The organism is Candidatus Methylacidiphilales bacterium (assembly GCA_028713655.1).
Lineage (GTDB): Bacteria > Verrucomicrobiota > Verrucomicrobiia > Methylacidiphilales > JAAUTS01 > JAQTNW01.
Genome location: JAQTNW010000024.1, coordinates 21839 through 48701, shown reverse-complemented (window position 1 = coordinate 48701; position 26863 = coordinate 21839). Strand labels below are relative to the sequence as shown.

General features: G+C 55.7%; 21 protein-coding genes. 9 read left to right on the top strand and 12 right to left on the bottom strand.

Going from position 1 to position 26863, the window contains the following annotated elements:
- Positions 1-43 precede the first annotated feature (43 nt).
- Entirely contained in the window at positions 44-403 is a 360-nt protein-coding gene (locus tag PHD76_09260) for a hypothetical protein (protein MDD5262021.1), read from the bottom strand.
- On the opposite strand from PHD76_09260, the gene PHD76_09255 reads away from it, so the two are divergent.
- Positions 398-3394 carry a hypothetical protein gene (locus PHD76_09255; protein ID MDD5262020.1) on the top strand — a complete coding sequence of 999 codons (2997 nt, stop codon included), beginning with the start codon at positions 398-400 and terminating at the stop codon, positions 3392-3394. The genes PHD76_09260 and PHD76_09255 overlap by 6 nt on opposite strands.
- Before the next feature lie 114 nt (positions 3395-3508).
- Here PHD76_09255 and PHD76_09250 read toward each other — a convergent pair whose 3' ends face one another.
- On the bottom strand, positions 3509-4585 hold the full coding sequence (locus PHD76_09250; GenBank protein MDD5262019.1) for an inorganic phosphate transporter: 1077 nt from the start codon (positions 4583-4585) through the stop codon (positions 3509-3511).
- Positions 4586-4599: 14 nt separating this feature from the next.
- Positions 4600-5241: a DUF47 family protein gene (locus PHD76_09245; protein MDD5262018.1), complete on the bottom strand. Its 642-nt coding sequence runs from the start codon at positions 5239-5241 to the stop codon at positions 4600-4602.
- Between the two features lie 219 nt (positions 5242-5460).
- Here PHD76_09245 and PHD76_09240 point away from each other — a divergent pair, with 219 nt between their 5' ends.
- On the top strand, positions 5461-5988 hold the full coding sequence (locus PHD76_09240) for a hypothetical protein (protein ID MDD5262017.1): 528 nt from the start codon (positions 5461-5463) through the stop codon (positions 5986-5988).
- A complete protein-coding gene (locus PHD76_09235; GenBank protein MDD5262016.1) occupies positions 5985-6188 on the top strand; it encodes a hypothetical protein in 204 nt (67 codons plus the stop codon). The genes PHD76_09240 and PHD76_09235 overlap by 4 nt, the downstream gene beginning before the upstream one ends.
- Positions 6189-6282: 94 nt before the next feature.
- On the opposite strand, the gene PHD76_09230 is transcribed toward PHD76_09235, so the two are convergent.
- From PHD76_09230 to PHD76_09220, 3 genes are all read right to left on the bottom strand, one after another.
- Entirely contained in the window at positions 6283-6699 is a 417-nt protein-coding gene (locus PHD76_09230) for a VOC family protein (protein MDD5262015.1), read from the bottom strand.
- A gap of 42 nt (positions 6700-6741) precedes the next feature.
- Positions 6742-7815 (bottom strand): SDR family oxidoreductase, encoded by a 1074-nt coding sequence (locus PHD76_09225; protein ID MDD5262014.1) that lies wholly within the window; start codon positions 7813-7815, stop codon positions 6742-6744.
- A gap of 394 nt (positions 7816-8209) precedes the next feature.
- Positions 8210-8497: a hypothetical protein gene (locus PHD76_09220; GenBank protein MDD5262013.1), complete on the bottom strand. Its 288-nt coding sequence runs from the start codon at positions 8495-8497 to the stop codon at positions 8210-8212.
- A 104-nt stretch (positions 8498-8601) separates the two neighbouring features.
- Here PHD76_09220 and PHD76_09215 point away from each other — a divergent pair, with 104 nt between their 5' ends.
- Entirely contained in the window at positions 8602-9168 is a 567-nt protein-coding gene (locus tag PHD76_09215) for a hypothetical protein (GenBank protein MDD5262012.1), read from the top strand.
- A 51-nt stretch (positions 9169-9219) separates the two neighbouring features.
- On the opposite strand, the gene PHD76_09210 is transcribed toward PHD76_09215, so the two are convergent.
- Complete coding sequence (locus tag PHD76_09210) at positions 9220-10962, bottom strand: DEAD/DEAH box helicase (protein ID MDD5262011.1); 1743 nt, start codon at positions 10960-10962, stop codon at positions 9220-9222.
- Between the two features lie 130 nt (positions 10963-11092).
- Here PHD76_09210 and PHD76_09205 point away from each other — a divergent pair, with 130 nt between their 5' ends.
- Entirely contained in the window at positions 11093-11755 is a 663-nt protein-coding gene (locus PHD76_09205; protein MDD5262010.1) for a PH domain-containing protein, read from the top strand.
- Positions 11756-11989: 234 nt separating this feature from the next.
- Positions 11990-12280: an RNA-binding protein gene (locus PHD76_09200; GenBank protein ID MDD5262009.1), complete on the top strand. Its 291-nt coding sequence runs from the start codon at positions 11990-11992 to the stop codon at positions 12278-12280.
- A gap of 59 nt (positions 12281-12339) precedes the next feature.
- Here the strand turns inward: PHD76_09200 and PHD76_09195 are convergent, their stop codons facing one another.
- Positions 12340-16569, bottom strand: coding sequence for a cadherin repeat domain-containing protein (locus PHD76_09195; protein ID MDD5262008.1), 4230 nt, complete (start codon positions 16567-16569; stop codon positions 12340-12342).
- A gap of 146 nt (positions 16570-16715) precedes the next feature.
- Between PHD76_09195 and PHD76_09190 the strand changes: the two genes are divergently transcribed.
- Both PHD76_09190 and PHD76_09185 read left to right on the top strand, forming a co-directional pair.
- Complete coding sequence (locus PHD76_09190; protein ID MDD5262007.1) at positions 16716-18815, top strand: hypothetical protein; 2100 nt, start codon at positions 16716-16718, stop codon at positions 18813-18815.
- Positions 18816-20396: an MFS transporter gene (locus PHD76_09185; protein MDD5262006.1), complete on the top strand. Its 1581-nt coding sequence runs from the start codon at positions 18816-18818 to the stop codon at positions 20394-20396.
- A gap of 67 nt (positions 20397-20463) precedes the next feature.
- Here the strand turns inward: PHD76_09185 and PHD76_09180 are convergent, their stop codons facing one another.
- Positions 20464-21213: a glucose 1-dehydrogenase gene (locus PHD76_09180; protein ID MDD5262005.1), complete on the bottom strand. Its 750-nt coding sequence runs from the start codon at positions 21211-21213 to the stop codon at positions 20464-20466.
- 26 nt (positions 21214-21239) lie between these two features.
- The gene (locus PHD76_09175) at positions 21240-22619 is read right to left on the bottom strand and encodes a carbohydrate porin (GenBank protein ID MDD5262004.1); all 1380 of its coding nucleotides are present in this window, start codon (positions 22617-22619) and stop codon (positions 21240-21242) included.
- Between the two features lie 218 nt (positions 22620-22837).
- Between PHD76_09175 and PHD76_09170 the strand changes: the two genes are divergently transcribed.
- A complete protein-coding gene (locus PHD76_09170) occupies positions 22838-23458 on the top strand; it encodes an MBL fold metallo-hydrolase (protein ID MDD5262003.1) in 621 nt (206 codons plus the stop codon).
- Positions 23459-23703: 245 nt separating this feature from the next.
- Here PHD76_09170 and vccD read toward each other — a convergent pair whose 3' ends face one another.
- Positions 23704-24399, bottom strand: a complete 696-nt coding sequence (gene vccD, locus PHD76_09165) for a Verru_Chthon cassette protein D (protein MDD5262002.1) — start codon at positions 24397-24399, stop codon at positions 23704-23706.
- 120 nt (positions 24400-24519) lie between these two features.
- Positions 24520-26856 carry a hypothetical protein gene (locus PHD76_09160; GenBank protein ID MDD5262001.1) on the bottom strand — a complete coding sequence of 779 codons (2337 nt, stop codon included), beginning with the start codon at positions 26854-26856 and terminating at the stop codon, positions 24520-24522.
- Positions 26857-26863: the final 7 nt, after the last annotated feature.

The following is a 26863-nucleotide window of genomic DNA, read 5'->3' as shown; positions in this document are numbered from 1 at the left end:
GGCCGGAACGGGCGACCTGTTTATCCACACGATCCAGGCGGGTTCAGGCAATGCCACACTCAACAGCGCCGGCCTCATAGAGGAACTCGCCTCCGACCCGATTTCTGCCGGAGAATGGCATGTCGTCGCCGACGAACTTGTCGGCACAGCCGTCGGCAGCATTGATCTCATCACCAAGGTCAACAGCCTCGACCTGCAATCGCTGCCCACAGGCGCCGCCACCGGCAACATTTCCATCGACAACACCACCGCAGCAGGCACCGACCTCGATGTCGTTCGCGCGCTGGCCAATAACGGCCAGATTGATATCACGTCCAACCACGGCATGCAGGCCGATGCCGTCACCACCAACGCCGGGACCGGTGTCACCGACCTTAATAATACGATAGTGCTTATAGTGCACGGTAACCTCGGCGCCGGAGTCATCAACACCGGCGGTTACGCCGATGTCATCCTCGACGCCGACGGAACCATCCTCAAGCAAGCCACAGGCAGCCCGCTCGTCACAGGACGCGACCTCTACGCCACCGCAGGCGGCAACGCGGGCGCGGGCAACCCCGCCATCGACCTCAACGTTGCCTTGCGCGAGCTGCATGCGTTGACCACCAATTTTGGCGACATCCTCATCCATGGCGCCGGTTCGCTCACCGCGCGTGACGTCCAGACTTTTGCCGGTGACATTCACATCACCCTGGATTCCGTCATTCCCAACCCAGCGCTCACGGTCGATACCATCGATGCCGGTGCGTATGACGTCTATTTGACCTCCGCGGGCACCATCGACGAACTCGCCCCCGATTTCACCGCCTCCACCGCGTTGAGCGCCACCTATGACAACAGCACGCCCGGCGACATCACGCTCACCGCCTCGGCTAACGGAGCTCTCGATTTCGGCGGCACCAACCCGGTCCTCGATCAGTTGGTGCTTGTCTCAGGTCAGACCGATCTGCGCCAAAACGGCCTCTACCGTGTCACCGCTACGGGCGACAATGCCTCGCCCTGGAAGCTGACCCGCGTCGCCGCCAAGATTTCCGGCAATCTGCTGACCACTTTCTCCGTCGGCGACAGCAGCCTTGACACCGTCGTCAATGCGCTTGATTCGACCATCACGGGCACAGGCAACCTGCTTGTGACCGAAACCGATTCGCTCAACGTTCAAAACGCATCCACGTTCGACGGCACGATCACCATCATCACCGGCCAATTCGGCGTGGCAGCCACCGACGGCGCGAACACGCTTCCGCACCTGCTGACCAGCGGCAATCTCTTTGCTGGTTTTATCAGCGCGGGCGCAGGCGCCGACGACGCTTTCCTGACCGCCTACGGCGGCGGCATCTTCAAACTTAGCGGAGCCAACGGCCCGGAAATCATCGCCGCGCAACTCACCGCGACCACAGCCACGGGCGTGGGCAGCGGCAATCCGAACACACCGCTTAACGACACGCCGATCGACACGCAGATTGATTCGCTCATCGCATCCACAAGCCAGACCGGAAATATCAATATCAACGAGATGGACGACATCACGCTGACAGACGTCAGCACAGCTGCGGGCTCCATCTTCATCAATGCGGGCGGTTCCGTTACCGCTACCAATGTGCAGTCCAACGACCCCGTCAATCCTTCGCATGTTGAAATCACCGCGGGCCAGGACATCCACGTCAACCAGATCCAGACCGACGACGGCAGCACCGGCCAGGTCAACCTCACCGCCACCGGCGGCGCCATTGACCAGCTTGTCGGCCGCATCATCAGCGATAAGCTTATAGCCCGCGCCCTCACCGGTATTGGCGTGATCACCAATATTAATTTCCTTACCAGCGACATAACCGGCTTGGCGGGCGGTGACACCGTTGTCAGCGAACTCGACAGCCTCACGCTCATCCATGGCTACGCCAACAGCGGGTTGTTCAAGATCGTCGCCGGGGACCGCATTGACGTCGATGCAGGCACCACGCTGCCGGATCCGCATGTCGAAGCCACCGACCTGCAACTCATCACCACGCTCGGCATCGCCCTTCCGACCGGCTACATGAATGTCGCCGTGGATACCATCACCGACGCCGAAGCTTCCGTTTCCGGTGGGATCTACATCCACAACCTCAGGAATGTGGACATGAAACATGTCCACGCTCACAACGGCACCATCGCCATCACCGGCGACGGCAACATCCAGGCCGATGATGTCACCACCGATGTGGACGACGCCAACAACGACATCCATCTCACGACGTATAACGGCGGCAATATTTCCATCAATTACCTCGCCGCAGGCACGGACAAGGGCATTCCCGGTGTCTCTCCGCCTGACACTGCCGATGTGTTCCTGACCTCGGACGGCAGCGTCAACGCCGTCGATCCGCTCACGCCCAGGACCCAACTCGTGAACGTCGTGGCCGACAACCTTGTCATTGATGCCCAGACCGGCGTCGGCAACCTGTTCAACCTCCTGTCCACATTCAGGACCCTTTCGCTGCATACCGTCAGCGGCGGCGCCAGCATGACCGATTACTCGATCCTGCCGCTCCACATCAGCGATTACACGGCGGGCAGCGGTGATATGAGCTTCACCCAACTTGGCGGCGGCAGTCTTACCATGGATCTCATTGGAACCGGCATCGGCGACGTCGATCTCACCGTGGGCGATGGCGGCACACTTTACCTCTTCCACAGTTATTCCCCGGCAGGTGACACGACCATCACCTCCGATTACATGTATTTCCTCGGCGGAGCGGACTCCATCACCGGCAGCGGCAATTTGTTCATTGAAACCTTCTCGCCCGGCCAGATGGTGCATATCTGGTCGCCCGTGGCGGGTACGCCCTTTGCCTCGCCGTTTGTGCTGGAACTCGGCTCGCGCGAGATGGAAGCGATGTCACAATACTTCCAAAATATTTTCATCGGCAATCCCTTCAACGCGAACCTCACGTTCATGACCTATTTCCCGAACGACGGGGTCTCATCCATTGGCGGCGGGGAAGAGGAGAACGAACTGGTTGAAAATGAGGCCGGATTCGAGGACGTCTTTGTTTCCACGTCGAATGGTTATGTGCCGCTGAGCGATCTTCTGGATGGTGACGTCGGCCTCGACGGCGCTCCGGGCTTTGGCAGCGGCTCTGTTCCGTTCACCTCGACCATGAATAATAGCGGCGGCTTCCAGGAATCCGGTTTTGATCCGGAAGATTACGATCCTGAATCGCTGCCCGGCAGCGGGACCGCGACCCTGCAGGCCGGCTCGCACAGCGACTACGTCGCGCGCATGGGCGAAAAGCAGAAGGTCGAACCCGCTCCGTTCTGGTCGCCTGCGGCCGTGGCACTCGCCACCCTTGCCGCGACAACCAAAGCTGTCTCCAAGGCGGGTAGCAACGCCCGCCGCGTTCTCGGTCTGTTCTAGTCCCCTCTACAAAGCCACAGAGGAAAATTCAGACTTCAGAACACTCGGTATTTCAATGTCTTATCGGTACGTTCATCACGAGCAAGTGGCTTGTGTTCAACCAGGAAGCAAGAACTACGAACCAAGAACTAACTTAAAACTGAGCACCAGCACCTTGTGTATGATAAATGCCAATCCCGCCGTGACGGGGATGGTCAGGACCCAGGCCCAGACAATTTTGCTGACGATGCCCCATTTGACCGCACTCAGGCGCTTCGTGGCGCCCACTCCCATGATTGATGTGGAAATGACATGTGTCGTGGAAACGGGAATGCCAAAAGTGCTGGCGGCATAGATGACCGTGGCGGCGGCTGTCTCGGCGGCAAAGCCGTGGACCGGTTGCAATTTGACCACGCGGTGCCCCATCGTCCGAATGATGCGCCAGCCGCCGGCGGCGGTTCCGGCGGCCATCGTCATGGCGCATGCCACAATGACCCAGGTATCCACATGAAACGCGGGGGTGCGCAAAAAGGACAGGTAATCGGGAAGGTGGTCGAAGGTACCGGCGGAGGTCGCGCTGAAAAGGGCCAGGGCAATAATGCCCATGGTTTTCTGTGCATCGTTTGAACCGTGGCTGAGAGCCATGAGGGACGCGCTGACCGTCTGCGCCCGGCCAAACCAGTTCTTGGCGGCATGGGGTGTTATTCGTTTAAACAAAATCATGATGACAAACATGAAAATGGAAGCCACGACAAATCCGAGCAGGGGTGATGTAAACATCGGAATGAAGACCTTGGGAACAAGCCCCTCAACTTTGCCGGGAGCGGGATGTGTGTACCAGTTCAAGACCGATACGTTCCCGGATGCGGCAAGCGCCGCGCCGCAAAGGCCGCCGATCAACGCATGGCTTGAGCTGGAGGGAAGACCCAGCCACCAGGTGAGCAAACCCCAGATGATGGCGGCGATCAACGCGTCGAGCACCGTAAGCGTCGTGACAACATGGGGATCCACCAGTCCCTTGCCGATGGTGGTTGCCACGGCAGTGCCCATCATGGCTCCCAATAAATTGCAAACTGCAGCCAAGGCAATGGCCTGCCGGGGGGTCAGTACTTTTGTGGAAACGACCGTGGCAATCGCGTTGGCGGCATCATGAAAACCGTTGATGTATTCAAAGATCAGCGCCGCCACCAGAACCGTGAATAAAAGAAGCATAGCGACCCAAAAACTCAGGAATTCTTCAATATGGTTTGGAATACGGTGTTGCCGGCATCGCGGCAGCGATCGATGGCCTTCTCCAATAGCTCGAAGATGTCCTTTAAGATAATGACATCCAGTGCCTGGCGTTTTCCCTGGCACAACTCCCGCAAGACCTCTGTCACCAGTCTGTCTGCCTCGCCCTCCAATTGTTGAAGCTGGTCGTTCATCTCGCGAACTTTATAGAGCGAGCTTCCCGGGCGCAGATGTCGGACCATCTGATAAACAATTTCAGTCGCCTGACCGAGCAATCCGGCCTGCTTTTTAAGCGTTTCCTCGCTCCGCAAGGCCGGAGGGCAAATCATAAGGCGCTCGGCGACTTTAAGGACGGTCTTGGGGATTTTATAAAGTGAATTGGAAAGGGCTTCGATGTCCTCCCGCTCCAAGGGCGTGACAAACGTCCGGCACAGCTCTTCGGTGATGGACTGGGTGATTTGTTTGTCCCTGCGCTTGCTCTCGGTAAACTTGTCCAGGCTCTTGTTTTCGTGCACTCGATCGCAGAACGAGATGAATTCCGTCAGTGTTTCGGCCGTGGTTTTGGCCTCCAAGGCACTGGCCTCCAGGAGGTCAAAAAACTTATCATCCCTACCCAGCAGTTTGTTCCATGAAAACATAGAATAAGCAGTTAAGGGGATGGCAGCGCAAAGCAAAGCACGTTTTTGGGTGGGATTTAGAGCCTTATCCGTATAACGATCACTGGCAAACCGTTAATGTCGGGTTGCTCACCCGCAACGAAAAACATTTCACTCGTCGGAAGGTTAAAGGCTGTCTATTTTTAGGCCAATGACAAGTGGGGCTAAAGTCTGCGGGACAGGCTGCGATATGCTTTCCCCATGAACATCAAAGAAGTCATCGCCGTCATCAACCAGATGCAGGCCGACGGGATCATTGACCGTTACGCCATCGGTGGTGCGGTGGGGGCGACTTTTTATCTTGAGCCCGTCGCCACACTTGATGTGGATATCTTTGTGGCTTTTCAGTCTGGATCGAGGAGTTTGCTGGTCAGTCTCGCCCCCATTTTCGATTATCTCAAGGCACGGGGTGGCAGGATGGAGGGCGAATACATCGTCGTAGCCGACTGGCCTATACAATTCCTGCCTACTGGAACTCCGCTGCTGGAAGAGGCGTTGAAGGAGGGCGTGGAGAGAAATGTGGAAGGAATACCCGCGCGGGTCTTTACCGCAGAACACCTTGCCGCCATCGCGCTTCAGACTGGACGAGCCAAGGACAAAGCCCGCCTGCTCCAGTTTATCGAAGGTGGAGTGCTCGACGCCGCGCTCTTTCAGTCCATTCTTGGGAGGCACGGCCTGGCTGATGCCTGGCAAAAGTTTGAACGACAATTTCTTAGGGATGTGTCATGAGCTTTGACCTGCAAAAGATACTTGAAAGCAAGCGCGCCTTGCGCCGTGATCTTGCTGTGCGATCCCTGGCGGAAAAACTGCGAATGCTCGATACCTTGCGGGAGCGGACGCTCGCCATTCGCGGCAAGAGGGCTCATTCGGATTCGAGCGTTCTGCGGGAAGAACCTGCGACCTATGGCCGAAAAAAGAAGACCGAGTAAGAAGCTGGAAACCATCCGGGAGAATTCAGAAATCAGAATTTAAAGAACCTCTGAATTCTCCGCTGTCTTTGGGAGAGTGGCGAGCGGATTTCCGTTACCAATCCACTTCCACGGCCTGACCGGTGATTTGCGCACTCTTGTCCGTGTATTGCTGTAACTCGAGGTCCAATCCATTCGGGTCCTTCATCCAAAACTGGGGGGTGTTGTCCGCGCCCATCTTGATTTCGCCGGGAGAATAACCGCGTTCGATGAGCGTTGTTCTGAGGCCCTCGATGGAATCCGTTTCCAGGCAGAAATGATTGAGGACCTGCTTGCCCGGCTTTTCCACTTCATCCGCGAGGAACACCTCAATAAAGGTGTCGTTCGACGCTTTCATGTAAAAGCCGATGGTCTTTTCCTTCCTTGTGAAATCGAAAAACTTTTTCATGCCCAGCGCGCCGCAGTAAAAGTCCGTGGTGGCGTCCAGGTCGGTTGTCTTGATGCAAACATGCGCTAGCGATTTGATGTTCATAAAGGCGTCATTACCGGCCTCCCTGACGTGGAACGGACTTTTTCAGATCGGGGCGGCGATGTGGGCCAGTTCGGTTTGCATCCGGCCCAAAACGAACGGTCCCAGATCCATCTCGGCTTCCTTCACATCAGGTGAGATGTCACGCTCGGTGTTGGTCCGGTCAAAATGGAGGCTGTTGTCGAGGTATTGTTTGATTTCCGTGAGGGCCTTGTCAAAAATTTTAGAGGCGCTGGGCAGATCCGAGCGGCTGAGGCCGGGTTCGAAGCTCACCTTCAGTTTGGATGCAATTGTCTGCAGGATGATGGCAATGTCGCGGAAATAGGTCGGGCGAGGGGCAGTGAGGTGATAGGTGTTGTTGGAGCCGGAAACCAGGCGCGCCAGATCCTCCATGGCCGCAGTCACCCAGTCGCCGTGTATCAGATTGATGGACGCACTTTCCTTCAGCCGGAAAACAAAAGGCTCGTCCCGCTTCAACGCCAGGGCCAGGGCATAGGCGCAGGCATCGACCATTTTGATGCCGCTTGTGCTCCTGCCCGCGTTCACCACGACGCTCGGACGGAAGATGGCGCCCTTGCCTCCCGCTGAAAAGATCCGGTGCACGCTTGTTTCCGCCTCGAGTTTTGATGCTTCGTAGGGATTGCGGAATTCCTGGTTCATTGCGCTTTCCGATTCGCGGATGATGCCGTTGCGCTGGCCGACGACATAGGCGGTGCTGACATGATAAAAGGGGCTGCGATCCGGGCTGTCCAGCCAGGCTTCCACGAGGCGTTCCGTTCCGGTGGCATTGACTTCGTGAATCTCACGCGCGGTCTCTTCGCACTCGGAGGTCAGCGAGGTCACTGCCGCAAAATGCCACAAGCCACCGTCTGTTTTAAACAGGGCATCGATCTGGCGTTTATCCAGTTGCCGGACGTCGCCTTCGATCAGGGAGATGCGGTCCTGGTTTTCATGGAGCCATTTCTGGAAGGCGGCGTTTTGGAAGGAACTGGAGGCCTGGCGCAGGAGAAGGCTGGCATGGAGCCTGGGATTGTGCTGAAAAACGCGCTGGATAAAGGAAAAACCCAGAACTCCCGTGGCCCCCGTTAACGCGAGCCTTTTAGGCCGATATGTGTCCATAAATGCAATAAACCCATGTACACACTAGATGAGTTTGGACTTGAGGCAACGTTATTAACGATAATTCGTCCACCCGGTTTTTAAAAATGAAATTGAGGATGAAGTCAGGCAAGCCCATGCGCCGCGAGCGGACTCCCTTGAAACGGGGCGCTTAACCTGCTTATTTTACACCCGTACTGCCGGACGTAAAGACGCATTTCCTTATGCCCGGCAGATCATGGACGATTGGGTTTACCCGCCTACGCAGAACGCCACGGGCGTAAGCCCGTGGATGAATGCGAGGCAAGGGTATCCCGCCATAGTCCGGGCAGCCGCCGGACGACGGCGGACATGCTTCGGCGAGGTTTCGCGCCGAAGCATGTGAAGAGACGCCATCCGTAAGGTTGGAGGAGCTTCACCGTATATGGATCCCGAAGTGAATGTCAGGAGGCGGGAAATACCAATAGGTGCGGTGGCGATTATAATAAACATAGCGGTGATAATTGCCGTACCTGTCATAGTATCCATCACGTTCGCTGTACCCTTCAGGATAGCGATATCCGTTATGGTAACGGTAATCACCCCGGCTATAATAACGGGATTGGGCAGACACCGGACTGGCTGTGCCCAACAGGGAAGCGAAACAGAGCGCGCCCGTTAGCAGCAACATTTTGCGGCCATGCCTCGATAGTATTCTTTTCATAGTCCATAACGGTACTGCGTTTAAGTACCTGTTGTAATGGGGTCTTCACCTGATAATTGCCTGATTCACGTGACAAAAAAGAGGCAATCAGGCAGCATCCTAAAATGACGATAACACGCTTTACCCGGTTCAAAGACGCCCGCTTCATCCTCTTATTTTTTGTTTTGGCCTGTGTTCCCCATTGCCAGGCGCAGGACAAGCCTGTGACAGCCACCGTTGAGCCGGTCTGGTCCGGTGACACTACATCAACCACAAAAGCAAAAGAATCAACAATTCATGACACCGACAGCAAGTATGAATTCAAAGCCGTTCTCCAGTCCTGGTCGGGAAAACCTGTTTCAGGCATTTCATTAAAGCTGTATGTTTTCGCCGATACGCAAAACGTAAAATCCACCGATAACAAGCTGGTATTGGCCAAGACCCTGACGGCCGACAGCGTCAACGTCGGCCAAACAGGCAGTGGAACGGTTGATCTGGGCAAGATTACCTTCAAAAAAAGCAGAACGGACATTGCAGCCACAGCCAAAACGCCTTCGAGTGTTGTAAAGAGCGGCCAGGTCTATTACGGATGGGTTTTGGAGGTTCTTGTGGACGGCAAAATAATCGACACGGTTTTCAGCAGCACCACCGGCGACCTGCAGAAGGCGTACGAGTCATCGGCAGGGAAATAAACGAGAACGCAAAATGCGCAGGAGTGGCAGAGCCCTCCCGGTGGCTCGGGCTTAGATACTGATGCTGCAAAACAGCTTCCGTCCCTTGAATTTGATGCCATTCAGTTTCTTTAGAACCGTGGCGGAATGTTCCTCCGCCACATCCACCAGGGTGTAGTCGGACTGCAAAATAATCGCTCCCACGCAATCCTTGGGGATGCGGGCCACGCCCAAAATCACGCCCACGATGTCTCCCGGCTGGATGCGTTGTTCCCGGCCTTGATTCAACCGCAGCCGCAGCATGCCGGCCTCACTGGCAAGCGCGTCCGCTGTCTGGTCCTTTGTATAATCCTCCCGCGCTGCCCGGCCCTCCCGGTGTTCGGAACGTTCACGTTCTCTGCCGTGTTCTTGCCCGCGTTTTTCCTCGCGCCGCTCCCGCCGTTCTGGACGCTCGCGTCCGCGCTCCGGCCTGTCCCGCCGCTCTTCAAAAATCTTTTCCGGAACCGCCGCAACTGGCGGGCGCGATTTTTCCGAATTTTGCAGATGGATCAGCGCGGAAGCGATGTCAGTCGGGGCATGTCCCTGATCCAGCAGGCTGCCAATGAGTTCGTCGTAACGCCGGTATTCACCTTTTTCCAGTGTCTCGTTTAAGGATTCAAAAAATTGGCTGGTGCGCTTTTGCTCCACCTCGTCCTCGTTCGGCACCCGCTCGCGCCGGATGCGGGCCTTGGTAAAACGGATGATATTCTGCATCTTGTAAATTTCACGCCCGGCCACAAAGGTGATGGCCCGTCCGCTCCGGCCCGCCCTGCCGGTCCGCCCGATGCGGTGGATGTAATCCTCGCCGTCGTGCGGCAGGTCATAATTGAAAACCACCTCGACATCATCCACATCCAAGCCGCGGGCGGCCACATCAGTCGCCACCAGAAACTCCAGGCCCTTCTTTTTGAATTTTGCGATCACGCGCTCGCGCATGGCCTGGGTCATGTCGCCATGCATTTTATCCGCTGCGTATCCCCGGGCGACGAGATGCTCCGTCAATTCGTCCACCATCATTTTGGTGGCGCAAAAAATGATGCCGAACTTGATGTCCTGCAGATCGATCAAGCGGCAGAGCACGTCCAGTTTCGAGCGGCGGTCGATTTCATAATAAACCTGCTCGATGGCCGGCACCACAAGGGCCTGCGATTGGATGCTGACATTGACCGGGTTACGCGTGAAGGTTTTGATCAATTCCTGTATCGGACGCGGCAGGGTGGCGGAAAAAAAGACCGTTTGCCGCTCGGGTGGCGCCTGGCTCAACACCTTGCGGATATCGTCCAGAAAACCCATGTCCAGCATGCGGTCGGCTTCATCCAGAATCACCATGCGGATCTTGTCGAGCTTCAGCGTTTTGCGCTCGAGATGATCCATCACACGGCCCGGTGTCCCGATGATGATCTGCGCGCCTTGCTGCAGTCCGCGGAATTGGCGCTCATAGGATTGGCCGCCGTAAATGGGAAGCTCGCGCACGCCCTTCTTGAACGAGGCCAGCTTGGCCACTTCCTCGGCGACCTGCACGGCGAGTTCGCGGGTGGGGCAAAGGATCAGCACCTGCGGCGCTTTGAGCGCGGCATCCACGCGTTCGATGGCGGGGATGGCAAACGCCGCCGTTTTGCCCGAGCCGGTCTGGGACTGGCCCACGACATCGGCTCCCCCCAGCAACACCGGGATGGCGCTGGATTGAATGGGGACCGCCTCCTCAAAGCCCATTTTGTCAACGGCTTTGAGTATTTCGGGTGACAGGCCGAGCTCGGCAAAAAGTTTCTTGGACATTTATTCTTATAGGGCGCTTGCCCGGAATACGCAACGGCATTGAATTATCCTCTTTTCCCAAGAGTGACCAGCGCAACTAAAGGAACCAAAAGGATCTGGCACTTTAAGTCCGGCATTGGTAATTTTTCCCATGCCCACCGACTATCTTTTGCCACCCGAATTCAACGCGGTCAAAGACGCAAATGAACAGGTTTATTGGACCGGACGTCCGCATCTGGTCCCTTTTCTCGCCACCGGAGTGATCTTTCTTTTGTTTGGCATGGCCTGGGGCTGCTTCGACATTTTTGGATTTATTCTGCCCATGTTGTCCAAGCCTGCGGGCTTCCACCATTCCGGCGGGTTTCCGGAATTTGCCGTCATCCCCTTCTTCGCCGTGCATCTCTTTCCGTTCTGGGGCAGCATCCTGAACATGGTTCGCTTGTTTTTGGTTCACGGCAACACCTGTTACGCCTACACTAACAAGCGCCTCATGCTGCGGAGCGGCTTCTGGGGAACCGATTTCAAGGCCATCGACTACGACCAGATCTCCGAACTGGACGTGACGGTCAACCCGATCGAAAATATGATTGGAGTTGGCACCATCCGCGCCTTCTCCGGAGCCACCAACAGCAAAGGCGTGCGTATTTACGACAGTTTCATCGGCATCGACAAGCCGTACGAAATCTACAAACAGATCAAGGAAGTCTCGGTGGATATCAAGACCGACTGGAACTATCCCAATGCCGACCGGCCCGCGGCCAATCCCGGCTACCAGACCCGGTACGAGAAAAAGCCCGCCTCCGGCGCGTCATGACGCGTCCGATGCCCATAAATGATGGTGCAAGGAAAAGGCTGAAAATAGTTCTTTACATTCCCGCCGCCCGTGCGATTGTCCCGAATCGATCAAACGCTTCTATCTGAAGCCAAGTAGTAGTGTCTCAGGCAGTTTCCTGTTCGCTCCCAACGGTTTTTCATGCGTGTCACAACGCTCTTCACTAGTCTGCGCGAGGTCGAAACCTCAACATAAAATAGAAAGTAGAAAAACAATATGAAATTATACGTTGGAAATCTCTCATTCCAAGCCACTGAACAGGACTTAACCGAGCTTTTTTCAAAGCATGGCACGGTCACCGAAACAAAATTGATCATGGATCGCGAAACACAACGCCCCCGCGGCTTTGGTTTTGTCACCATGGGCAGCGCCGAAGAAGGCCAGCGTGCGATCAGTGCGCTCAACGGCCAGTCGGTTGACGGCAGAAACCTGACAGTCAACGAAGCCAAGCCGATGGAATCACGCGGCGGTGGCGGCGGCGGTGGTGGTGGACGTTCCCGTTATTAATCTGTAACGCTTGAAACACAACAGCCCGCTTCGCCGAACGCGAAGCGGGCTTTGTTTTTTTACGGTCTGGTGACTTGCAGACGCATGAAGAGGCGGGGGGTCTGGGAATCGACCGGGACAGTCGCCTGCCAGAGCTGGGTCGTTCCGTCGTCGGAAAGCAGGGTCTCGCTCACGCTGCTGGTGCTCCATGCGTTGAGATCCTTCGACCAGTAGGCATGCGCGGTGGTGTCCGTCGCTCCGGAGCCGCGGGTGTAGTTCAGGGTGAGTACGCTGCCGGAAAGTATGGCGGCAACTCCGTTGCCGGTTGGCGCCAGGGGATTCAGGCCCATCGCGTATTTGAGAAGATTGGGAACGCCATCACCGGAAAGATTCACCAGATCGCCAGCAACCGCGGGGTTGTTGGCATCGATGTTGAAGTTTGTGATCTTCCAGCGGGTATAAGGAGTCGGCTGTACCGTGATGATAAAGGGCTGTTCGAGGCTCACGCCGCTGGTTTGGTCCGTCACGTTCAAACGGATATTGTAGGTGCTTTGGGTGAGGTATTCAAAGGGAGCAACCGTCATGAGCGTATTGCCGGAAAGCGTGAACGACGCGTTGTCGGTACTCCCGGTTCCACTAACAAGAGAATAAACCAAGACATCTCCCGGGGCTGATCCGCTGGTGTTGATGGTGGCGACCGTGGCGCCTGCGGCCTGTTCTTCCACAACCGAGTTGGTATTGAGTATCGGCCCGGAGGGGACTTGCTCGAGGCTTTGGTCCACGACCTGGCCTGTGAACCGGTCAATCGCCACATGCAGCCAGTAATGCGTTTCGCCCTGCACATTGAAGTCGCTCAGGGTTGCTGCGGTGGCGGACATGCCGCCGGTTTGCGCGATCACATCGATCATCAGGTTCCAGGTGCGGGTGTTGGCGACGGAAGAAAGCGCGCGCAGGGCGGCCTCACCATAGGCTTTGTTGCGCAGGCCGGAGATTGGGCTGGCCCCGCTTAAAATGGCGTTAATGGTGGTCGATACGGCGCCCGTGAGATCTGCGCGATTAACAACGCGATTGGCTGCAAGATTGGTGGAAAGTTGCTGGGAGATATTTTTTGCGTCCGTAGCACTGCAGGTCTCGACTGTGGATTCATTTTTCATGGCGCCTACAATAATGGCCTGCAAAACGGGCAGGGGTGCGTTGTTGAGATTGATTTGTCCGGCGACGAGCACCGGTTCGTCAGCCACGGTGAAGAGATCGAGCAAGGCTGCGTCTGCGCTGGTGCTGGACCAGAAGTCGAGTGATTTAAAGGGTTCGTCCCGGTAGGCGTAGCCCAGTTCTCCAACGGAGCGGAAGGGCCGGTTTAAAATGACTGGGCGGCGCGCGGTGGTGCTACCGGTGACCTGATCCGCATGGAAAAGTAAACAGCCGTTCCCGCTTGTGTCGTCTCTGCGGAAGCCGTCAGCGCTCCGCACCACACCGTCGGGATCCGTGTAATGGGCCGAAGTACTGCTTGTCGTCGTATTTTGAGCCCAGTCACTGGGTGGGCTACTGGAGCCATAGAAAAAACCGGAATTTGAACTGGGCAAGCCAAAGCTGCCTAAGCAGTAGGTGGGAAAATTGTTTCCACTCCTATAGTTGGCGGTTTGATTCATTCCATAGACGCCCGGGATGGCTGGTGATCCTGAAATGAGAGCGGAACCCGTTCCCCATCCCGCATTGTTAAGTAATATGGAAAATCGATCTGTACGCGGGTCCACGCGTTCATTGGAATATTTAGGGAACGTAGTATCTATTATAGTGTGATCCTCAAAAGTCCAAAGTGCAATACGGCTGATATAGGAATAGGGTCGATAGACACCATTGCTGTCCAAATACTGAAGGCATGCCGTCCACATCGGCGAGGGGGCAATGGAATGGTTTGTGCGAATTTGGTAAGGCCAGTTGGGCGGCTTCGTATAACCGGGAGTAGGAGCGTTTAGGTCGATATACCCACAGTTAAATCCAACAAATTTGTTCGAAGTCGAACCGTCTGAGCTTTCCGAGGGATAGGATCCGTTATCTTGTGGATTCCCGGGCGTGGTGTCTGTGGGGTTCACATAGGTGGAATTCCAGACATTAATGGCGGGGGTATTGACCGTGTCTGCAATAACCGTATTCAGATTTTGCGGATGAATGTAGAAGGATGAGCTGCTGGTGCCTGCGAAAGCATCGTTGAAATAAATTGTTGCATTGTTTGAATGGGCCGGGTTGTCAAAATCTACCGTGGGAGATTGGAGGGTGGGACCGCCGAAGCCGAAAATTTGAACAAAAACCTGCCCCGACGCGGCTATTTTGAAATTAGCGGGCTTGGCGCCTGTAGCCGAGGGATTGGCCACCTGATGGGGATTCCACAAAACCGGTTGGAGCCAGCCGCCAACCCTCATACTCGGAACACCTATGCTAATTTGATCAATCTCTTGCAGGTAGGGCAGGTTTTCCGTACCATAAACCATATTGACTGGCTCCTGTTCCGGGACAGTGGGATCAGGGGATGCGATTGGGAAATAAATGGCGGTCGGATAGCTGTCAGCATCGTATTGGTCGATGATGTTTGCTCCGATCTGCACAATCTGCTGGTCCTTGTTGACCTTGTACTGGTCGAGGCCCAAAGCCGGTGGTCCCGGCGGCCCAGGCGGCCGGGATTGAAATCCCGCGTATGAAAGTGCTCCTGGATCCCTGCCTAGCGAGCCATTGAGGATACCTACTTTGAGCATCTCGAAGAAGTTGGGCTCGCGGTTTTCACTGGCAACCTGGGCCAGCGTTTCAATGCTGGGCTGCGGCGTAGATCCGCTGGCGCCAACATACTTCCAGCAGGGGTCGGAGACCGTTGTGCCGTTGGCATCGACTCTGCGCGCGTATGTCCTCCACTGCAATCCGAAGCAGGCCTGGATATTCGCATCGGTCCCCCCTTTGTTATAAAGAGGATCATTCAATGGAAGATCGGCGCTGGGCCCCTTGTAGGTCAGCCAGGCGAGCTTGGCCAGGGAGAAGCGGCGCTTCAGAAACGGATCGCCGAAGTTGGCGCTGTATGTCGTTGTGGTTCCGTCGTCATTATAGTGTGTGATTGTGGCAGGACTCGGAAAACGCAGATTCAAAAGATTACGGTTTGCGCTGCCTGGGTTGTCGGCGTTGCTTTTATAGGCAACAGGCGAGGTGCCCACCCCGCCCACATATCCGGACAGGGCCGTCGAGTCGGCGGGCGGACTCCACGAAGGCGTGGTTACAGCGCGGCTGAACGTGCCGAGATACTGGAGGTTGTTCGGGTTGAAGTTTGTCGTTCCAATCGCCAGGATGCGATTGATCAATTGCTGTCTGCTGGGAAAGAGTTGGTCACTCTGGCCATTGTACGGCGGCGCGCTGTTCGGTATCAAAAAGCCGTTCGTATTGGACAGGATCAGATTTTTGTAAAGGTCCAGAACGCCGGTGCCGCTGAAGCTAAGTGTTGGAAATGTTCCCAACGGCTGCAGAGTGGCATAGTTGCGCCAACCGACGAGGCTGTTGACACCGGCTTGTTTCGGCTGCCGTGAGCCTGCGATATTGAGAGCGGTAAGATCGGCGAAGGCTATCGAGCCCTTGGGCGCGTATTGCGCGGGCATTGAGGTCGTGCTGGTATCGCGTGGGAACCCAGCCACATTGGCATCCAGCAGCGCGCCTTCATCGTAAATGGCATAGGCGTAGCGCCCGAGGACAGAACTGCTGGTGCTTGTGATCACGGCGGGTCCTGTACTTGTCACATAGACCCAGCTTGGAGCGATGAAATTCATGTCGGGTGTCGAATCGGTGGGGCTGTTAATGTTTTTGAGCTGAATCAAGTAATGCAGGTTCCAGAGGGCCGTGCTGAGGATTCTGCCATTGGCCGAGGGGTTGGTGCTCAGCGCATTCGACGCGGGATGATCGACCGGCTGGCCAGAAATCATGGCCGAGGTCGTGCTGCTGATTCGGAGTAGGGTTGTGTTCGTCGCACTCGTGAGGTTCCAGGTTGCGGGCACACCATTCCTTACCGGAACCATGTAGGCATTGCTTGTGGGCGTATAAATCACAGGCGATCCTGTCGCTGTCGAACCGTTCGCAATTTCCTGCTGCAAGTCGCCGATAATGGTATTGAGCGCGTTTTGGGCAAAGGGGTCGGCGGTTACCTGGCTATTGCAGACGGTTGAAGAAGAGAAGAAGATCAGGAGCAGGGCGGTACATAAGAATCCTGCCGATGCGCGCCTGGCGCAGGACGCCAAGCCGCACCGCTCACGAAAGAACCGGCGCCAAATGTTGTCTTTCATTACCCCGTCTCAGTTTATAAGCCGCCTTCCATTACGCCATCTTATTTTACATGATTTTTCTTCTGGATTAATGGGGTAATCCAAGTCAGCCTTGTCCGCCAAAGCATATAAAAAGGCTTCTAACACCTTAATCTATTCTGAAATCTATGTCCATTTTCGATTGGATCGTCACTGCCATCCCGCTTCTCATCGTTCTTTGTGTCGGTATTTACAGCCGACGCTATGTCAAAAGTGTGGCCGATTTCATGTCGGCAAACCGTTCCGCCGAGCGTTATTTGCTCTGCATTGCGGGGGGGGAATTGTATTCGGGCGCTGTTGTGTTCGTCGCATTTTTTGAGTCGTTTTCCCACGGTGGATTTTCGCTGGGTTGGTGGTGGAATTTCAACGCCCCGGTGGTGGTTATCATGGCGATCGCAGGCTGGGTCACCTATCGCTACCGCGAAACCCGGGCCATGACCCTCTCCCAGTTTTTTGAGATTCGTTACAACAAGTCGTTCCGGGTTTTTGCGGGTATCACCGGGTTCCTGTCCGGCATCCTGAACTTCGGGATTATCCCGGCTGTCGGCGCCCGCGCCCTGGTTTATTTCCTGGGCCTGCCGGAGACGGTGCATGTTTTCTCACATACCCTGCCGACCTTCATACCGCTGATGGCCCTGTTTCTCAGCATCACGGTGTTTATTGCAACGTCCGGCGGAGTCATCACCGTTTTGGTGATCAACGCAATGGAGGGCATTATCACGCAGGTTTTTTATCTGGTCATCATTTTTACCATTTTATACATGTTCAGTTGGACGCAGATGAATGCCGTGCTTACGGATCCCGTCGCCCATCCTCCGGGTCATTCCCTGGTCAACCCGTTTGATTCATTCAAAATTGCGGATTTCAACATCTGGTTTGTCCTGATCGGCGTCTGGGGCGGCATCATTGGCAGGATGGCCTGGCAAAATGCAAGCGGTTATAATTCCGCGGGCCTGACGGCGCATGAGGGGCGGATGGGTGGCATTCTCGGCGGCTGGCGGGAAATGGGCAAAGGTGCGGTCATTACCCTGCTGGCCCTGGCCGCCATGACTTATCTGGGGCATCCCGACTTTGCCGCCGGCGCGGCCAAGGTCCATACGACTGTCCAGCAAATCTCCAACGGCCAGATCCGGGAACAAATGCAAGTGCCCATTGCCCTGGCGACTCTGTTGCCTGCAGGTGTGAAGGGTGTTTTTTGTGTGATCTTGCTCATGGGTGTTTTCGGTGGAGATGCCACGCATCTTCACTCCTGGGGCAGCATTTTTGTGCAGGATGTCCTGGTTCCTTTGCGCAAGAAACCCTTTGGCACGCGGACTCATCTTTGGGTTCTGCGCCTTACGATTGTCGGCGTGGCCTGCTTTGCCTTCCTGTTTGGCTCCTTGTTTCCCATGAACGATTACATCAATATGTGGTGGGCCATTACCTGTTCGATCTTCAGCGGGGCCGGGCCCGTTGTTGTCGGCGGCCTTTATTGGAAGAAAGGTACTGCTGCCGGCGCCTGGTCCGCCTTCGTCACCGGCTCCACACTTGCCTTGTCCTCCATCATCATCCGGCTGATTTATTCGAACTACGGCGAGTCCTTCGTGTTGCACGGCACCAAACTCGGCTTTATTGATCTTGGACGCTTCGCCGTTGAAAAGGACGGCCATTATGGGTTTATCTTGAACGGAGTTTATCTTGGTTTCTTTACGGGTCTTCTAGCCATTTCAGTTTATGCCATCGTTTCGTTGTTGACGTGCAAGGAAGACTTCAATCTGGAACGGATGCTGCATCGCGGCCAATATGCCACCATCAAACCGTTGGTCGGGGAAGCCAGGATTGAAGAGGACCGAAAAGTCGGCTGGGGCAAGCTCATTGGCATTGATAAAAACTTCAGCCTTAGTGACAAATGGATAGCAAGCGGTTTGTTTGGTTGGACGATGTTCTGGTTCTCGGTTTTCGTCGTGGTTTCGTTGTGGAACCTGGTTTCGCCCTGGTCCACGGCCACATGGTCGTCCTATTGGCATGTCACCGCCATCGGCCTGCCCATCCTTTTTGCGGTGGTTACCGGCATCTGGTTTACCTGGGGCGGATTGCGGGACATGTTCAGGCTTTTCCAACGACTTCGCCATCAACAGATCAACGCGCTGGACGATGGCACCGTGGTCGATAACCGGAACCTTGACGAGTTGATCCTTGAGGAGCATGCGCACGGTTCCCACAAGCATGACGACCTGACAAAGAAATAAGTGAAAAAAAACCTACAAAATCCGGACGGAACAGATGTCGCTCCAAAACTCTATCATGCCGGTACGCTGACCTACACGAAGCCGGCGCTGGTGATTCTGTTCTTCTGGTTGTTGTGGGGTGATTTCTGCTTCACGGTGATGGAATCGGTCACCCAACCCATCATGCAGTTGAAGTTTAAGGCGCTGGAGGCATCGAACACTGAAATCGGACTGATTTTGGGGACCATTCCCGGGATCGTTTATTGCACCCTGAATCCGATCATCAGCTTCAAGAGCGACCGCTATCGCAGCCGCTGGGGACGGAGGATTCCGTTTATTTTGTTTTCCCTGCCCTTCATTGTGATGGCATTGGTGGGCATGGCGTACGGGGATCGACTGGGGTTCTGGTTGCATGCGCATCTCGGGATTCTCCAAAAGGTCTCCGCCAATCATGCGGCCATCCTGACTCTCGCGGTGTTGCTGGTAATATTCATCTTTTTCAATACGTTTGTTACCTCAACTTTTTGGTACCTTTTCAGAGACATTGTGCCGGAGCATTTGCTGGCGCGCTTCATGTCCTGGTTCCGACTGCTTGGTTTGGGATCGTCCGCGCTTTATCAGAACTTTATTTTCCCCTATTCCGACACGCATTCGACCCAGATTTTCGTCGGAGCCGCAGTCCTGTATCTAGGCGGGTTCGGCTTGATGATCCTCAACGTCCGGGAAGGGCAATACCCGCCCGCGCCGCCTTTCATTGGAGGGCAGACCGGCCCGGTGGCTGCAATCACGACTTATGGCAAGGAATGCCATTCACATGCGCACTATTGGTATTTCTGGATGCTAACGTTTATCGGCTCGATTGGCGGTGGCGCGGCCGTGTTCAACCTCTTCTTCCTGCAACGGGTCGGCCTGGATTTGTTTCAAATTGGCCGCATCCAAATGACCGCAAGCATCGTGACGGCTGTGCTGGTGCTTGGCGCGGGTTGGCTGGCAGACCGGTATCATCCGATCCGCGTGGTGATCGCTGCAACTATAATGGGGTTATTTGTGACCCCGGTCAATTTGATCTGGCTATTCTGGCACCCGTCAGCCAGCGCGGTGTGGGAATGGCACGCTCATTGGTTGCAGTGGGTGCCCATGATTCACATTCAGCATTGGCATCTGCACATGACACATCTTGGGCCTCTCATCCGGATTCGACAGGTTTATCTCGTGCAATTTTGCATAAGCGTCGGACTGGCAGCTCCCGTAGCTGCTCTGAGCGCCATGTGGGATCCTGTTCTGCTGATGCGGATATTTCCACAGGAACGTTTGGGCCAGTTTTGTTCGATGAATGCGGTCTGGCGTTCGGCTGGGTCAATCATTGGCGCCACCCTGGCTGGGGCGGCTCTGGATTTCGTGGGGCGTCGCGTCGGCGTGGACCGGGCGTATTTTTACATTCCCATTTGGGGGCTTGTCTTCACTATCCCTGCTTTTATCTTTCTGCTCAAAATGTACAAGAGTTGGAAGCGGTACGGAGGCGATGACGCCTATGTGGCGCCCCAGCTCAAGGAAAACCTCGGCGCAATGCCATCGCCCGTTCCCCTGGCTGGGCCAGATTGATGATTAGAATTGATGATCTGAAAATGGAAACAGGGAACTATCAACCACGCTGACAATTCCAATTTCCTCAACGCGCGGTCAGAGCGCCGTCGATGGGCAGCGCGACGCCGGTGATGTAGGATGCGCCAGGGGAACAAAGCCAGAGTACGGCCTGGGCCACTTCCTCCGGCTCGGCCACCCGGCCGATCGGTTCCAGCGAAACAAACAGTTCCTCTGTAATGACATTGGGATTGTCCTTGATCATGCGTCCCATCAAGGGTGTGCGCACCGCGCCGGGACAGACCGCGTTGACACGGATGCCGGCCTGCGCATACTCCAGAGCCGCGGTCTTGGTCAGACCCACCACGCCGTGTTTGCTGGCCGCATAGGCCGGATACCCCGGCAACCCGACCAAACCGAGAACCGACGACATGTTGACGATGGCGCCACCGCCTTGCTTGAGCATCTGCGGGATCTCATGTTTCATGCAGAGCCAGATCCCCTTGAGATTAATGGACAATACCTTGTCCCAGTTGGCTTCGGAACAATCGACCGTCGATGCCAGTTGGCCTTCCACCCCGGCGTTGTTGACGGCGCAATCGATGCGCCCGTATTTCTTGACCACCTCATCGATTAACTTCTTCACCTGATCGGGCTTGGAAATATCGACACGGACGGAAAAGCCGTCGCCGTCCATCTCGGTTACGGTTTGATCCAGGCCTTCCTGGTTGATGTCCGCCACCACGGTGACCGTCGCCCCCGCCCGGCTGAACGCCAGGGCGCAGGCCTTGCCGATTCCCGAACTGCCGCCGGTTACAAGAATTACTTTGTCTTTCATGGAATCACTTTTCATATTTTTTGAGGTTAAAATTGCACGATAGTCCGCAGGCCCAGAATGAGGATGTCGCCGCGGGAAGCGTCACCACCCGGATCGACGATAAGCTGGGCATCCGGCTGGATGGCGAACCATGGTGTGACAATGTATTGATAACCAAGTTCGAGGGTGGTTTCGCTCCCGAGTCCATGTCCCGTTAGGCTGCGGTAGTACTTGCGGAATGCGCCTCCAATCTCCGAATGAACGGCGCCGAAAGCGAGTTTGTCCGCATCGCGCCCCGGAATCAAGCCGGTATAACGGCCCCCGGCGCTGAATTCGAATTCGATCGGGTTGCGGTCGCCGGGCGCGCCGATGGATTGAAACAACAGATCCAGCCCCTTCTTGGTTTGCAGGCTGCCGTCAGGCCCGGTGGGATGATAAACGGTTTTCTCGATCACCCCATAAAGATTGTAGTCGTTGCGGTAGATTTTTCCAGTGGAGGGATTCATGTAGGACAACTCATTTCCGTTGGCGCCAATCTTGTACAAGCCGGGATATTCCTTGTTGGGTTCGTTGTACCCGATTTCAAACGCGGCGGTCATGCCGTGCTCAAAATCGTCCGCATAGTCAACGCCCTTGCTGTCCGGATGATAGGGATTGTAATAGGCCGTGAAGGCGCCCGCCTTCGTGTAAAGGCCCGGGGTCAGATCGGACAGGTCTCCGGTCAGGACAATGCCCGGCTTGCCGGCCGGGCTGAAGGGCTGTCGGATGTTGAAAATGGCGCTGGGCGCATAGGCCAATTCGTCGTTCACAAACGTATCAAAATAATCCGTTGCGCCAAATTCGCTTGAGGCGGCCACCTGGCCGATCTTCACCTTGAACTTGCTGTCGGCGAAACCCTGCTGATACCACAATTGATCAATGCGCTCGCTTTCCTCGCCCCCGACACTGCTGGTGAAGGTTGTGACCCCGTAGGGGCTGACGAACGTGTTGTCTTTGGGATAGGGTACCGTGTTGTTCTGGCCGTATTGCCAGAGGGCTGTGAAAAAGAATTCGCCGTCCACATCGGCCAGCTTCTTGAAATCGATATCGACAATCCCGCGGAAGCGCCCGTTGTAGGTCATGTGATGCTGCTGGTTGCCGCTCACATCCGTCTGCCAGTCGCCAATGTTGTTAAGCGCAAACACCACGCCCTGTTCGGCGAGCTGGGTTCTTGTGCCGCCCCAATCGCCGAAAAGGTAGGGTTGATTCAAAAAGTTCGGTTCGACCTGCCGGATGGCCGGTGCCGGTTGCTTTTCGTTTACAGCATCCGGTGTGTCCGTGCCGGCCCATCCCGGCGCTTGCACGGTTAAAAACAGGCCGATGATAAAACAAATTCGTGTGTTGATTTTTCCCAGGGGGAAACAGGATGGCGCAATACTCCAATTCACTCGTTTTCTTTCGTTCAATCCGCGTTGTCCAAAATCCGAAGTGAACAACGCCGTTTACGATACCTCAAACAAACCGGCAATGATTTCCAAAGACGCTAACAGTTTCAGGCCTTCGGGCAAGAACTCTTTTGGAAATGATTGGAGTCCGGCTTGACCCTCTCCAACTCATTGCTACCTTGGCGCATTGCTTATTTAAACCACGGACCATCTGCCGAACCATGCCATCCGCTCCCAACATCAAAACCTTCACCGGCGGGCTCGCCGAAACCAACGCGTACTTCCTCGAGGGCCGCGACGGCTGGCTGGCTGTTGACGCTCCCGAAGGTTCCGCCGACGCCCTCGACGACTGGAAACTCAAGGTCACGCAGCTCGTGCTCACCCACGGCCACTGGGACCACATCTGGGATGCGGCTGAAATTGCCAAACGCCACAACTGCCCGGTTTATTATCACAAGGCCGATGAACCGCTTTGCACCCAGCCCGGAATCATGCGGAACTACGGGCTGCCCATCGACCTGCCGCCGGTACATGCCGCAAAATTCCTGGACCAGGACGACGTGTTCCCATTTGATCCCTGGAAGTTCAAAATTCTGCATATCCCCGGCCATTGCCTGGGCAGCATCTGCCTGTATGAAGAGGGGGCGGAATTTGTTTTCGGCGGCGACGTCCTGTTTGCGGGCGGAGTAGGCCGCTGGGACCTGCCGGGCGGCTCCGAGCAACTGCTGCTGAACGGGATTCGGAATAAACTACTCTCCTTGCCTGACAAAACGGTCATCCACCCCGGCCACGGGCCTTCGACAACCATCGGCAGGGAAAAGAAGCACAATCCTTATCTTTAGCCCGGATGTTTCACACGCCTCTGAAAACCGATGCAGGGCGTCCTGCCAAAAGGCCGGGCGGAGTGACGACACCATAACATCCGTGCTAAAAGCAAAACCCCTTCGCTTGAATGGGATTTTTGAAATTAGAAACGTCTTATTTCCAGGCGGTTTTGCAAGAGCCTGCTTATCCCCCGCTGTTTTCTTCCCGGCAACGGTGGAAAAACCAGGTGGAGTATTTTCGTGACACGTCTGAGATAAGCAGGCTAGGGACGCAATACCGCCACTTTGCCTACAACCGGATCGATTTGGACGGTGACGAAATTGGCCGGAAGGCTGCCATTGACCGGGGCCGCGTTTTTGGCCACGAGAGTGACAAAACATGGTGGCACCTGAGCCAGACTGGTTCCTCCACCCGGCTTGAATTTAAAGGAAAGGTATTGATAGGCGGTCCCGACTTCGGGCAACTGGACGCCCGTGTTTACGCCCTGGCCAATCGTTGTGTTCGTGGAATTGGAATCAAACAAGGAACTAAACTGTGTATCAGTGTTCAAGATAATGGATTTTGGAAAATAGAGCACCTTGGTGAGTGCTGCATAGGTGCCGTCATCTTTTTGCAGAAACAACTGGAAAGCCTGGTAATCGGAAGTGGTGGCGCCAGTTCCCTGGAACTGGTAGAACCGTACTTCGACCGAATGGTTGCGCGCCAAGGCGGTCTGGCGGGCGAGGGTGAGGTTATCGCGGAGCAACTCGCCGGAAACTGTAAAATTGGAACCGATGACGATTTGTTGAAAGGCGGGGATGGTGGCGGCGGCAATCACGCCGATGATGCTCATGACCACCAGGACTTCGATGAGGCTGAAGGCGCGCCGCGAAGCAAGAGCAGGTGCTTTACGGAAACCCGGAGGACAGAATTTTGTCCTGGGTTCGAAGCTTGTCTTGCGTGAGGATCTGCTTCCCATACCGATACGATAAGCGCGAAAGCGGTTTTGATCCAGTACTGATACATTCTAACTGTAGAAATTTTCCCGGTTGCCGCGCTAATAGGCCTGTTTGCGGGGTTTTCCCATCCGGATGTAGATTTATTCGCTGATCGTGGCAACGACTTGGTGTGTCTTGTTGTCTGCAGAGTAGGGGAGGACGTTGCCCTTGATCGGTGTGCCGTCCATTGTGATCGACACTTTGCCGCGGCCAATACCCTTGGGATTGAGCAGGCGGACCCGGTAGGTTGTCCCGCGCCAGCAGCGTTCCGCTTCCACTTCCTTCCATTCCTTCGGGAGGCAGGGTTCGATTGCAAGCCCCGCGTAGCCGGGTTTGAGGCCGATCATTTCGTTGAGGAGAACCGTATTGAGCCACGCATAGGAGCCGGTGATCCATGTAAACTCCTGTTGAAAGGGGCGGTTCCGATGGCTGGGGCCAAAATAACAGTTGGCGTAAAGGAACGAGGCTTTGTGCTTGGCATCGCTGTCTTTGTAGGCCGGGGTGATGCGCCGGAAGATATCGTAGGCCTTGTCAGCCTTGCCCTGTCGCAGCAAACCCAAAATCATCCATATGTTGAGATGGGTATAGATCGTTCCATTTTCCGCAATGCCCGGCTCCATGCTTGAAATGCGCCCGATGTTCGGGTCGGGTTCGGTATAGGGAGGTGTTAGTAGCATATACCCCAGGTCGGTTAGCAGGTGCTCGTCGCAGGAACGTTCGAGTTTCTTTGCGCGTTCGGCATCCGCGATTCCGGCGATCAGGGCCCAGCATTGGGGTTCCATGAAGATGCACGCAAAACGGTTGTTGTGTGAACCGATGGCCTGTCCGGCGTCATCGTAGCAACGCTTGTACCAGCCGCCGTCCCAGGCGTGTTTGTTGACCGCATCGGCAATCGACTCGCGGCGTTTATTATAATCGTCCGCGGCCGGTTTTTGTCCGGTGGCTTCCATCAGGGCCGCCATTTCACGCATCGCCTCCGCGTACGCAATCGAGAGCCAGACGCTTTCGCCGCGGCCTTCCTTGCCCACTCCCGTCAGCGAATCATTCCAGTCGCCGAACTTGATGAGGATGAGTTCGTGCAAACCCTTGTTCTTTTCCAGGAAATCGAGTGCGGTGCGGATGTGGCCGAGCACGGTGTCGGCGCCGCCGTCGTAGTAAGGCACGGCTTGCTCGAGCAGGGCGAGGTCGCCGGTTTCCTTGAGATAGGCGCAGAGGGTGAACACAAGCCACAGGGCGCTGTCGCTGTACGGCTTTTCGTCCACCGGATTCCACCCGCGAAGGGCGAGCCCGTTGGAAAATTGATGACGCAGCGCCTCCAACAGAATCTCTCTCGTGCGGGCTGGATTTTGAGCGGACACTCCGAGTCCGTGTTGGACGATGTCGCGATAGCCGTTCCAGCCCCAGCGGCACCAGGTGCTGCCGTAGGCGGCCACCTGCTTGATCCAGATATTGACCATCTGGTCGAAGATGGGATCGGGTGTCTTGACGTGGTTGGTTGAAACCATGCGCGCATGGGCGGCTTGCATTTCGGCGAAATACCCGGCGGATTTTCCAAGATAGCGTTCGCGTAACGTGGCAACTCCGGACTCGTCATCGGTTGCTCCCAGCAGGGCGGAAAGCGCCGTTTCTTCGCCGGGTGTTAGCATGAAGTTGAATTGAAGCGCGCCGACCGTGGCGTCTGCCGAGCCGGGGGTATTGGAGCACTGGCCCCGTTCCACGGCGATGGGGTCCTTTAATGTGCGGTAGGCGCCCACAAAGGCCTCGCGGGAGCCGTCAAACGCCGCGATCGGCCTGTTGCCTGTGAGAAAGCCGGTGAGATGGCAGTGGGGTTTTCGAAAAGGATGCTTGGATGCCACCACTGCGTTAAGTTTTTCATTCAAGTGTGTTTCGCGGTAGATGGCGTCGCCGTAACTGTTGAATCCCCATTTGAACGCAAACTGGAATTGCACATAGAGAAACACCGAGATAGAGCGCGGCCTGCTGCTGTGGTTCTTGAAACGAAGATCCCAGAGCTCGACCGGGTCCTTGCCTTGTGGGACAAAAATACGGAAATCTGCTTCCACTTGATTGGTTGTATTGCTGAGAAGGGTGTAACCAAGTCCCTGCCTGCACTCAAATTTTTCATACGTCATGCATGACGGTTCCCAATTCAAATTCCAGTACTCGCCGCTGTCATTGTCCCGGATATAAACAAGGCGGCTCATCAGGTGATCGCGCCCGAAGACATCGAAGTCGCAGATCCGCCCGATGCCGGTCAGGAGCTGCACGGCCTCCGTGCCGTCCACCTGATAATCGAAACAGCCGACGCCGGTTTGCTGCACGTTGGCAAAGGAGGCCTCGTTCCAGAGGAAGTTGTCAAACGCCCGCGGGCACTCCGGATTGGTGATGACAAACTCGGTTCCGTCCTCGCTGAAATGTCCGTAGGAGTGCTGTGGCATGGGGGAA